The 12,018-nt window shown below is 34.3% G+C and carries 8 protein-coding genes; 6 read left to right on the top strand and 2 right to left on the bottom strand.

Going from position 1 to position 12,018, the window contains the following annotated elements; all coding sequences use genetic code 11:
- The first annotated feature begins 409 nt into the window (after window positions 1-409).
- The 3 genes from B7R65_RS19285 (at window position 410) to B7R65_RS19295 (ending at window position 4,728) form a co-directional block, all read left to right on the top strand.
- Complete coding sequence (locus B7R65_RS19285) at window positions 410-1,678, top strand: MFS transporter (RefSeq protein ID WP_256941415.1); 1,269 nt, start codon at window positions 410-412, stop codon at window positions 1,676-1,678.
- The gene (locus B7R65_RS19290) at window positions 1,632-2,249 is read left to right on the top strand and encodes a TetR/AcrR family transcriptional regulator (protein WP_088044464.1); all 618 of its coding nucleotides are present in this window, start codon (window positions 1,632-1,634) and stop codon (window positions 2,247-2,249) included. The genes B7R65_RS19285 and B7R65_RS19290 overlap by 47 nt, the downstream gene beginning before the upstream one ends.
- A gap of 250 nt (window positions 2,250-2,499) precedes the next feature.
- Window positions 2,500-4,728: an arylsulfatase gene (locus tag B7R65_RS19295; RefSeq protein ID WP_256941416.1), complete on the top strand. Its 2,229-nt coding sequence runs from the start codon at window positions 2,500-2,502 to the stop codon at window positions 4,726-4,728.
- A 218-nt stretch (window positions 4,729-4,946) separates the two neighbouring features.
- On the opposite strand, the gene B7R65_RS19300 is transcribed toward B7R65_RS19295, so the two are convergent.
- On the bottom strand, window positions 4,947-6,626 hold the full coding sequence (locus B7R65_RS19300; protein WP_088044465.1) for a M4 family metallopeptidase: 1,680 nt from the start codon (window positions 6,624-6,626) through the stop codon (window positions 4,947-4,949).
- A 791-nt stretch (window positions 6,627-7,417) separates the two neighbouring features.
- On the opposite strand from B7R65_RS19300, the gene B7R65_RS19305 reads away from it, so the two are divergent.
- Both B7R65_RS19305 and B7R65_RS19310 read left to right on the top strand, forming a co-directional pair.
- Complete coding sequence (locus tag B7R65_RS19305; protein ID WP_088044466.1) at window positions 7,418-8,614, top strand: FAD-dependent monooxygenase; 1,197 nt, start codon at window positions 7,418-7,420, stop codon at window positions 8,612-8,614.
- 442 nt (window positions 8,615-9,056) lie between these two features.
- Window positions 9,057-9,704: a DUF1345 domain-containing protein gene (locus B7R65_RS19310; RefSeq protein ID WP_256941417.1), complete on the top strand. Its 648-nt coding sequence runs from the start codon at window positions 9,057-9,059 to the stop codon at window positions 9,702-9,704.
- 248 nt (window positions 9,705-9,952) lie between these two features.
- On the opposite strand, the gene B7R65_RS19315 is transcribed toward B7R65_RS19310, so the two are convergent.
- Window positions 9,953-10,861 carry a LysR family transcriptional regulator gene (locus B7R65_RS19315; RefSeq protein ID WP_088044468.1) on the bottom strand — a complete coding sequence of 303 codons (909 nt, stop codon included), beginning with the start codon at window positions 10,859-10,861 and terminating at the stop codon, window positions 9,953-9,955.
- A 468-nt stretch (window positions 10,862-11,329) separates the two neighbouring features.
- Here B7R65_RS19315 and B7R65_RS19320 point away from each other — a divergent pair, with 468 nt between their 5' ends.
- Window positions 11,330-11,917, top strand: coding sequence for a YrrS family protein (locus tag B7R65_RS19320; protein ID WP_179194932.1), 588 nt, complete (start codon window positions 11,330-11,332; stop codon window positions 11,915-11,917).
- Window positions 11,918-12,018: the final 101 nt, after the last annotated feature.

Below are 12,018 nucleotides of genomic sequence, written 5' to 3' on the forward strand. Positions count from 1 at the left end.
AAGTCGTTGGAAAATAGCGACTTCACTTTTTAATGCGTCTAAAAGCCATGTTCCGTATGTGTTATAGGGGATATGGCTTTTTTATTTGTTTATGTACTTAAGTAGGAAGAGTGATTTACAACAGATTAATAGTTACTAAGGAGAGGGTGGAGCTTTATTGTGTTATTTTTAATAGTTCTTAAGAGTATGTTTGTTACTTGGTTTAAATAAAGGCAGCATGTATTATTTTTAAAATATGAAATTAAATTAATAAAAACCTCATTAAGTTGTATAAGCTATTTTGTATTTCTAAGTAATTTTATAAAAAAATTCAGAATAGAATGAAAAGTGATTGAAAAACGACGTTAGTGTCGTTATAATTTTAAATAAAACGACACTAATGTCGTTTTTGAAAGGAGGAAAAAATCATTTGAAAGAATTAATGAAAAATAAAGGTTATTTAACATTAATGACTGCTCAGGCAATTTCTAGTATAGGCGATTGGTTAAGTATTGTTGCCATCATTACACTTGTCGGATTGAAATGGAATGCTACACCAATCGAAGTATCATTTATCATCTTGTGTCTTGCAGTGCCTATGGCGTTATTAGGACCTGTCGCAGGAACTGTAGCTGATCGGTTTAGTAGAAAGACTTTAATGATCTTATCTGATGTTGTTCGCGCTGGGCTATTTTTATTGCTTGCTTTAGCAGATACATTATGGTTAGTTTATATTTGTTTGTTTACGATTGGGCTGTTTTCTGCTGTTTTCAATCCGGCAAAAAACGGAAAGCTAAAAGAATTAGTTTCAAATAGCGAAATGAAGAGTGCTATATCTTTAACATCAATGATCGACTCGACTACTAAAGTATTGGGTCCAATCATTAGTGGAATATTGGTTGCTGCAGTTGGTACTACACCGGTTTTTTATATCGACTCTGTTACGTTTATCTTGTCAGCGATATTAATTTGCTTCTTACCTAAAGCTGTTGAACAAATTGCTGCGGAGCCAAGCAAAAAAGAAAAAAAATCATCATTTAAACAAGAATTTTTAGAAGGTATTACTTTTATTAAATCGAGTACACAAATATTAGTAGGAATGCTATTTTTAGGATTCAGTCTATTAATCTTACAGCTATCAGACTCTCAAATCATTGTTTTACTTAGAGAGCTCCCAAACGCATCTCCCGGTTTATTTGGATATATAGTTACAGGATCAGGTGTAGGGATGTTTTTTTCTGGTCTGCTTTTAGCTAAAAAGACAGATTACCGTGCCTATACGCTAATGCTTTTAGGGGTTTGCGGAATAGGACTTAGCTTTGGTATCATGGCTGTATTAACTCATTTTAATTTTGATTATTCAATCATTTGGGGGCCAGTATTAGGGCTAATTGCGGGATTTACTGCTGGATTTGTGTTTGTCCCTTTTCAAGCATCCGTTCAAATAGAAACGCCAGTCCATTTAACAGGCAGAGTATTTGGCGTTATTAGTAGTGTAACGACAACCGCAACGATTATTGGCCCATTACTAGGAGGTTGGCTCTCAACAATAATAGGTGTCATACCGACGTTTATCATTACAGCATCACTTTTAGTATTTGTCTCATTAATTGGGTTCTTAACAAAAAATAAAATAGAGCAGGTGAAGAAAGATGTCTCCGAAAGTCAGCAAGGAGCACCTACAGCAACGTCGAACTAACATAGTAGAGGCAGCTAAACAAGTATTTATAGAATATGGGTATGAACGGACTACTATGAAACATGTAATGGATGCCGCAGATGTTAGTAGAGGGGGATTATATCAATATTTTTCTAATAAAGAAGAATTATATGAAGTAATATTAGATGAAGCATTATCCCGAGTTCTAAATGAAACACGTCAGTTATTAGGTGAAAAGGTAGATTCGTATTGGGAATTACTATTGCTTAGAATGTTTGGTGAAGGTCGAGAGCCAGATGATCAGATGGATCCATTAGCTTCAAGTAATTTAGAGTTTTTCATTACGGGCAGAAACGACGAGCGTAGAAGGAAATATGGACAAAAGCGATATAGTTATGGTTTGAAACTATATTCAGAAGTAATTGAAGCAGGACAAAAAAATAAAGAATTTAGCAAGAAGTATACTAGTGAAATTATAGCTCGATCCATTGTCTCTTTTTTTGACGGGCTTGCACTTGACCACGCAATCCTATCAAAGGAAGATCTAAAGATGAAGGAGCAATCTATTATGTTAGTTGAATATTTAAAAATGGCATTGGATGTAAAATAGAAAGAAAAACTTCGAAAAGTAAAAAACCAAATTCAATTTGGCCCAAACACGTAGTTGGTAAAGACTAAGAAGGACTGTTTTGTTTAAACAGTTCTTTTTTTATCTCCTCGCAACAAAGTTTACACAAACAGCCTAAAGTTTTTAAATGAATTTTCATAAATAAAAAACTCAAATAATAAATAACTTAATATAGGATTCCAATTAACTATGAACCTAGTTCTAAGTATTCAGTAAGAAGGGATTGAGTGTCTTGGAGATTAGAGAGGAACCTAAAAGCTCAGACAAAAAAACTGACCTCAATGTAATTTATATTGTTTTGGATGATGTGGGGTACTCAGCATTAGGATGCTTTGGTTCTGAAATTGAAACGCCCTATATTGATTCATTAGCTAAAAATGGCTTACGCTACAATAACTTTAATGTAACTCCATTGTGCTCTCCAACACGGGCTAGTCTTCTAACAGGTCGTAACTGCCACGCGGTGGGTGTAGGAATAATAACCGAAATAGATTGGGGTCCTGAATACCCTAATAAACGAGGAAGAATTTCAGATACTGCTACTACTTTGGCTGAGATATTAAAGATGAATGGAATGGCAACATATATGGTTGGGAAGTGGCATTTGGTTCCTGGTCATGAAGCAGCTTCAAGCGGACCTTTTGATAATTGGCCACTTTCAAAAGGATTTCAACGATATTATGGATTCTTATTAGGAATGACTGACCAATATTCACCAGATTTAGTATACGATAATCATCGAGTACCCAGGCCTAATTATTCTAATTATCATTTATCAGAAGACCTAATTGATAAAACGCTGGAATTTTTGGCTGATCATATTTCAGTCACACCTGACCGGTCATTCTTTCAATATATAGCTTTTGGCGCACAGCATGCACCGCATCAAGTACCAAAGGAATTTATTGATAAATATGAAGGAGTTTATGATAAAGGATGGGATCGAATAAGGGAAGAGAGGTTCAAACGACAAAATGAAATGGGAGTGATTCCACCAAACACAGAGCTCGTTGAACGTAACCCCGGAATTAAGGCGTGGGATGAACTAACAATAAAAGAAAAAGAATTGTTTATCAAGTTTCAACAAACGTATGCTGGCTTTCTAACTCACACCGATCAGCAAATTGGGAGACTTCTTCATTTCCTAGAATCAAAGAATAAGTTAGATAACACCTTGATTGTTTTACTTTCTGATAATGGAGGTAGTCAAGAAGGTGGCTGGAATGGTTCCATTAATGATTCCGCATTCTTCAATGGAATCGAAGAAAACGTTGAAACAATGTATAAATATATTGATGAAATTGGAGGACCTCTCTTAAGGCCAAATTATCCGAAAGGGTGGGCTCAAGTTTGTAATACTCCATTTAAATATTATAAACAAAATACTTTTTATGGAGGGACACATGTCCCGCTCATTATTCAATACCCTCAATGTATTCCAGACCGCGGAGGAGTTCGCTCCCAATTTTACCATGCAATCGATATTACTCCTACTATACTTGACATCTTAAACATTGATGCACCGCAGGTTTATCAAGGAATTCCACAGATGTCTATTCATGGTGTAAGTATGATGGATTCACTTACCGAACCACATATTCCTTCCAATAGAAAAACACAATATTTTGAAATGCTTGGACATCGAGCAATATGGCATGATGGATGGGTTGCTGTAACGTATCATAAAACAGGCATCCCTTTTTATAAAGATCAATGGGAGTTGTACAATGTCAACGAAGATTTTTCGCAAAAGTATAATCTAGCAGAAAAATATCCAGGGAAATTAAGAGAGCTTCAAGAAATATGGTGGCAAGAAGCTGTAAAATACGATGTACTACCACTAGACGACAATGTGTTTAGAAAAGGGTATAACGGTTTGCAGGAGGGGAGAACCACTTTTGTATTCTATCCCGGCATGGCTTATTTGCCTACAAGTGTTGCTCCTAATCTAACTCTTACATCTTACTCTATTATTATTACAATCTTTCGATGGGACAGTTCAGATGAAGGAGTATTAATAGCGCATGGCAATCATTCAAGTGGATATACATTATATATAAAAGACAATTATTTAGTATATGAATATAATTATGTTGGCACTGTCTATAGAGTTGAATCTTCTATCGAAGTTCCTATAGGTTTTTCAACTATCCAATTTGATTTTAATCGAGAAATGATTATTAAGGGCACGGGAAGACTTTATATAAACGATCAACTTGTTGGTTCAATTTTTATGCCACGTACATTACCTTTTTTAATTTCTGTTGAGGGGTTGGATATAGGAAGGGACAGATTAACATCAGTAAGCTTTAACTATCCAGTGCCAGAATTTCCGTTTAGTGGGCAAATAGAGAAAGCAATCATACAACTTTATGAAGAACGAGAGCCAGAGAATTTTTTTGAAAGTGAAAGAAAAGATTCGATTACGATTAATATTAATGGAACGATTATTTTACGTTAATTGAATTGTGGTCATTAATAACAGCTTTAATTGGATCAGAAAGCAACTCGAATTATATTTAATGAATTGTTAAACTTTATAAGGAACGAAAATTTTAAAAATGTAGTCATAAAGGTAAAATTTTGATTGAAACAAAGCCGATTTCTATTATAGAAGTCGGCTTTGTCTTTATGGACTAGATGGTGATAAAAATTATATAAATGTTACAAATAAATTGTTTAGTTTACTCCAACAGCATCAAACGATTTTTTTACAGAAGTAACTTCAGCTGAAGTTGCACCATAAAGGTCTGCGGCCGCTTGAACAAGGGCAGCACGAGCCTGACTAAATGTTGATGAAGCAGTTAAGTAAACAGTATTTGCACGATAATAGATTGCACCTAATTTATCGTTACCGATACCTGTAACTGTCACACCATAATGTGTTCCACCTTTTGCTAATAGATAAGCAGCTTTATTTATAATTCCGCTATTTGTATGAACTCCACCGTTATCAGCTGTTCCAGTGTAACGTTTTGAGTAATGATCAGGATCACCATATTTTGTTGGATCGCTCATCGAACGAAGCGCATCATTTGCAACACCAGGTGTGTAAATATCTTCTCCGATTTCATAATCAGGGTTGTGATTATCATAAAACTCAACAAGTGTTCCAAAAATATCAGAGATAGCTTCATTTAAAGCACCAGATTCATTTTGATAGATTAAACTTGAAGTAGTATCTGTTACTGCGTGTGTAAGCTCATGCCCAACTACGTCTACGCTACCTGATAATGGAATGAATGTAGATCCATCTCCATCACCGTAAACCATTTGGCTACCGTTCCAAAATGCGTTGTTATAGTTACGACTATAATGAACACTAGACTTTAATACAGCACCATTTCCATCATAAGAATTACGACCAAAAACATTTTTATAATAATCGTAAGTTTTACCTGCATAATAATGGGCATCAACTGCAGCGGCATCATATGAACTATTTAGTAAGTTGTCGATACTTGCCCATAGAGAACCAGATAGACGAGTGCGATTTGCTGCATCATATGTGAAGATGCCTCCACCTTTTGTATTATCCTGTAAATAATAAGTTGATCCAGAAAGCGTCATGTTTAACAGCTTAGAATCTCCAAGAACCCCGTTTCCAGTTCCCGAAACATTCGTTCCAGCAATTGTACCACCAGGCTTACTAGCTGCAGTTGCAGTTGCAGATGTAGTTTGTCCGTGTACTTCATCAATATTATTATAGCTATTTAAAATTTTCCCTGTAGAAGCCTCAATAAAATAGTTATAGTTTCCTGGTTTTGGAGAAAGGAAGTTTAAGTTTACTAGATAAGCATAAGTTGCTTCATCCCCACTTGGATAAATAACTAGCTCAGCGGTTGGATCTTTTTCATATTCAGGTGTATACCCTAAATCTTCTTCTGCAATTTTAATCGATTTATTGGCATTTACTTTCTTTACACCTTTAAGTCCCTTTTTAGTTTCAAGATTTGGGGCAACTGTACCAGAGAAAACAGTCAAAACTCCATCATCCGCTACTAGTGCAGTTTGAGTTGATCCCCAAACAGGAACACCATCATATACTTGTTGAAGGCGAAGAGCAGTAGAACCTAATTTGTCCTTTTTGTTAGATTTAATGATAAATGATTCTTCAGATGACTTCGAACCCAGCTTGAACTTCTCTTTGTTTGCATTCACATAATCATGGACAACGCTCTCAGCACTTTTAGAGGATGGTTTTGTTAAATTACCTGAAACAAATTCAGGTGAACCAACAGACTTGTTGTACTTGTAATTGGATAAAACATTCTTAGGTGCAGCATATGTAGATGTTACTGCCAATGTACTAGCTACTAAACCGACTGACAAACCAACTGCTAAAACTTTTTTATTCATCCAAACTCCTCCTGTTTTTATGTTAACCAAATATTAAGTTTAGGTTAACAAATAGTGATAACGAAACTTATCGTAACACGCTCAAAAATAGTTTTCAAACTATTTTTTAAATTTTGAATAGTTTTATTTTTATCGACAATAAGCAACATAAAATCATAAGTTTGTAAGAAAAAAATCTAAAAATGTAGAAACATACACGAGTAGTATTTTAGAGAATAGAAGGTTATTAGTTGGTTGAAATTTAGTTAAATGTTGAAGTAATTAAGTACGAGAATGAAGTAAGAATTAATATTAAGTGTTGATTAACTCGAAGTTGTAAATGATGAATAGATGTTTATACTAAATTAATTTGTGCAATGTATCAATAGGGAAAAACTATTAGATTCTTTTAATGAGATGAGAAGAATTATCCATATTTTACCATTAAATAAATTTGCTTAATTTGGTAAATTGTTCTCATGTGTTAGAAGGAATTTTTCACAAACATTCGAAATGAAAAAACTATAATGGGGAGAAATTCGTATATTTATCGAAGTTATAGTGTTGTTTAGTATGAAAACTAAATGGGTTTGGTAATTTAAACAAATCCTTGTTCAACTAACGCATGCGTTAGTTGAAAATCGAAGACTGCTTCTGTAGTCTTTTTTTAATTGGACTAGCGGACAGGTTAGTTCTGTGGATCTGTATCGGAGTGAATTTGAAGGGATTAGGTTAAGTACATAAGTAAAAAAGCCATGAATATACTGTTGTTATGTTGTTTAACTTTAATTGGATGGAGTGATTAAGCAAGTATGAAGCAAACGATGCGTGTTCTTATTTCCGGTGCGAGTATTGCTGGTCCAGCACTAGCCCACTGGCTTCAAAGTTTTGGTTTTGACGTAACGGTAATAGAACGTGCGCCCACATTGCGCTCAGGTGGATATGGTGTTGATATTCGTGGAGCTGCCGTTTCAGTGCTTAAACGGATGGGTATTCTTGAGCAAGTTCGTGCAGCAGATACTCGTATGAATGGTGTTTACTTCGTGAACAAAAAAGGTAAGATTCAAGGTCAAATAAGCGAAGCAAGTCTAGGTAATCAAGAGGGACTGGACATTGAAATTTTGCGGGAGGATCTTAGTAACATTTTGTACGATTTGACCAAAGATAGGGTTGAATACATTTGGGGAGATTCAATTACATCAATACATGAGACTAAAACAGGGGTAGAAGTCCAATTTACCTATGGAAAGCCACAGACTTTTGATTTGATCATTGGTGCGGATGGGCTCCATTCAAATGTGCGTACCTTGACTTTTGGTGACGAAGAACAGTTTAAACGTACTCTTGGCTGTTATATCTCAATTTTCAATCTTAACAATTACCTTAACCTCGACCACTGCCAGATGCTTTATACTATCCCAGGTAAAACTGTTGGCATGTATAGTGCACGTGATAACACTGAGGCAAAGGGCATGTTCTTGTTCCAATCAGAAACACTTAAGTACGACCGCTATAATCTGGAAGAACAAAAGAATCTTATTAATGTTACTTTTGAAGAAATTACTGGTTGGGAAACCTCGAGACTACTCAAAAATTTGAAAGAAGCTACAGATTTTTATTTTGATGAAATTTGTCAGATTCACATGCCGACATGGTCAAAAGGTCGGGTGACATTGGTAGGTGATGCAGCATATTGTCCATCACCCCTTTCGGGTCAAGGCACTAGTCTGGCGCTTGTCGGAGCTTATGTACTGGCAGGTGAACTCAAAGCTACTTATGGTGATTACACCAAGTCTTTTGTTTCCTATGAACAAGAGATGAGAAATTTTGTTGAGAAAAATCAAAAAATAGGACTATTAACTGCTGGAGGTATGATTGAAAAATCAAACTTCAAAATTTTACTGCGCAATTTAATGATAAGATTCCCCATCATTATGAGCGTAATGTTTAAGATGATTACGAAAATGATAGCTAAAGCTGCCAATGAGATTGAACTAAAAGATTATTAATCTAATAGGTTTGAGTTCGTGGAGAAATTCTCTGTTATAAAGTTATTCTATGTGAAATATATTTTAGTTTATTTCTAAAGTTGAATATGACAACTATTCTTGGAGACGAAATACTATGGCTTAGAAGAAGGTAATTCGCTTGAAATATAAAATGAATAAATATAAACTTATTCAACTAACGCATGCGTTAGTTGAAGATCGTGAGCCACAGATGTGGTTCATTTTTTATTGAAGTAACTAGCAGGTTTGTTGAATAAGAGAAAACTAATTTGTCCATTAATTAGTTAACTAGAATTAATTATTGATTATTTGAATTAAATAATTTTACAATACAAAACATAAGCTAACATAACATATTATCTATTATTAAATTACATGTTTCTTTACATAAAAATATATTCATTATGATATTCTGCGAATTAAAAAAGAGAGGAGTTTGCAATTGCGGGAATCTCAATTTTCAGATAACCACCATTTTAAAGTTCCACGGGGAGCATTCTTATTTACAGTACTAATCATTGGTACGCTACTTAGTATTATTTCGGAAAAATTAACACTAGGTCCCAGTTGGACAATAGTTACTGTCGTAATCATTCTACTTGTACCAATGGTAATAAGTATAGTTCGCGGACATCATGGATGGACCCGTATTTTGTCCATTGGTATAATTGGAGTAATAACGATAGGCTTAGTCAGCAGTGTGTCATTTTTGATTTATGCATTGTTCCACCATACTGCTAGTGCAGCGAGTTTATTCCGGAGTGCAGGGTTGCTTTGGATTATCAATATTGGGGTTTTTGCAGTATGGTATTGGGAAATAGACGCAGGAGGTCCATTAAAGAGACATAGTGGAAAAAGTGAACCAATCGATTTTTTATTTCCTCAAATGACCTTCGAAATCCCTGGATGGGAAAAATGGACGCCGTCATTCTTTGATTATTTATATCTTGCTTTCAATACAAATACAGCATTCAGTCCAACCGATACGATGGTTATTTCCAAAAGGGCTAAGATTTTTATGATGATTCAATCATCTATCTCACTTCTAATAGTAGCTGTTTTAGCTGCACGGGCAATAAATATAGCCTGATACAACAATTTTCCTTACTTTGGCAATTTTGTAACAAACGCATTCGTTAGTTCAATAACGATTTTTAGAGTCGATTTCAAAAAAGGAAGTCGGCTTTTTTGATTTAACTAAACAAAAAGCTATCAAAAGTTATCCAATTTCAGGCGAGCTTTAGTGTGAATATACTGATGGTTAAGATGATAAAATAGAAGGTTGTTCACACAAATCTCAATTATATAGATTGTAATAAAATAAATCGGATCAAGTGTTTAACTTAAATGACAATGCAATTCAGTTTTAAGAAATTTGATTAGATGTTCCTCAATTTTAGAAGTTTGTTTTTTCTTTGGCCGGATTAACCCGAGAGCAACATTTATTGGTTCATAATCAGTTATATCTACTTCAGCAATTTTGCCTTCTAATAGATAAGTATTATTTTTCATAGCAAAATCTGGAGCAAAGCCTATACTAAAACCACTTGAGATTATTCTTGTTAGTTCGCTAATGTTGTTTGATGAAAATAAAATATTCAATATTCCAAATGTAAGTTGAAAATTATTAATAAAATACTTTGTATAATCACCGTTATATAGGACTACCGATTGTTTAAGGATTTCGTTAGTAGTTATCGTTTTCGTATTGGCAAAAGGTGAGTCACTACTTACATAGACTTTCATTTTTCCTTCAAGGATTACATCGATATCTAAATCCACATAATTTTTTATATTTTCTCCATAGATGCAAATAACTCCAATATCTGCTAAATTCTTTTGAACAATTTCAAGGGTATGCTCTGTTGCATTTTCTTCAACTTCGAAATTTGAATTCGAATGTAGTTTTTTAAATTCCCTTAAAGGTTTTAATAAATAAGTTATTAAAGTTGGAATTGTAGATACTCGTAGTTTATTTGAATGAATATCTGCACTTTTGCGAGCTCTCTCAACTAATTCTTCATATTTCAGCAATACTTCAATTGATTTTTTAACAATTTCTGATCCAACTTCTGTTAAAGTAACCCCAAAACGAGAACGTTTGAATATTTTGACCTTTAGCTCTTCTTCTATTTGTGTAATAGTCTGGCTAACTCCTGATTGACTTAAATGAAGATTTTTACCAGCAGTGGAAACAGAACCTGTTTTAGCAACTTCAACAAGTATCTCTAATTTTTGTATGCGCATATTATATCCACCTTTTTACTTAAATCTCAAAGAATTAAAGTATACAAGTTTATGGTATTAACTTTATTTTAACTTAAGCCTTTATTATCAGTAAATTGGGGGAATTATTTACTAGATCATGTGTTTTTTTTGAGAGATAGTTTACAAAACTACAAGATTCTTATCAAATTTATAGTGAAATGTTAAATAATATCGTGAAAATAAGAAGTAAACTGAAAATGAATAGAAAAAATGATTTAAAGACTTGGGGGAATTAGCCAGTAAGAGATGGATGGTTGACAATTTGATTTGACAGGGGAAAGTCCAAAATTAGACCTATTTCTTATTGAACTAACGTATGTGTGTCTGGTAATGAAAAAGGAACTTATCAGTTGTATTACGGAATGGTTAATTTTGTGATAAAAGCTTCAAGTTTTTCACCACACATGGTAGAATTTTGACATTCTCAGTTTTGGGAGAGTGGTTAGATTGAATAATTTTCAAGGGAATTCACGTGTAACGTCAAGAGCGAAAAGAAAAAAAACTAAAATTATTTTATACGGATCAATTGTAATCGTACTAATACTTATTGCATTTGTGTCGTTTTCGATTTATTCGTCGGGAGATAACAAGGCTGCATCCGAAAAAAGTGTTCATGCCTCAGTTGCGAAAAAAAGTTCAACAATCAATGAATCAAATGAAGGGTCGTCGTCCCAAAATCAAACTCAAAATGATCAAACGAATAGTGATACAGCATCAGCTGGTAATTCATCCTCATCTGATAGCTCGGAGTCAAGTTCAACAATTGCTCCGGAAACACCTGCACAAACGGGGTTGGAACATATTACAAGCTATGATTCAAGTTCTCAAGATTGGCAGGAGATGCTGCAAACAATTTCTTCTGCAACTGGAATAGATCAAAGTAATATGACTGTATGGTATTTGGGGAGCGATAAAAGCAACCCAGGCGGCTCAGTCGGGACTGTTTCAGCAAAAGCAAAAGACTCGCAAAAATATCGTGTGTATCTCCAATGGAATGGCTCAGGTTATATAGCAACAAAAGTTGAACCTGCCTAATAAAAAGGTAAATAGGATGATACTAAAGTACATCATCAGGCTGTCGAGAAATAATCGACAGCTTATTTTTAGTCGATTATTCATTAAGTCGATCTTTTTTA

Source organism: Bacillus sp. EAC, from assembly GCF_002156875.1.
Classification (GTDB): Bacteria; Bacillota; Bacilli; order Bacillales; family Bacillaceae_G; genus Gottfriedia.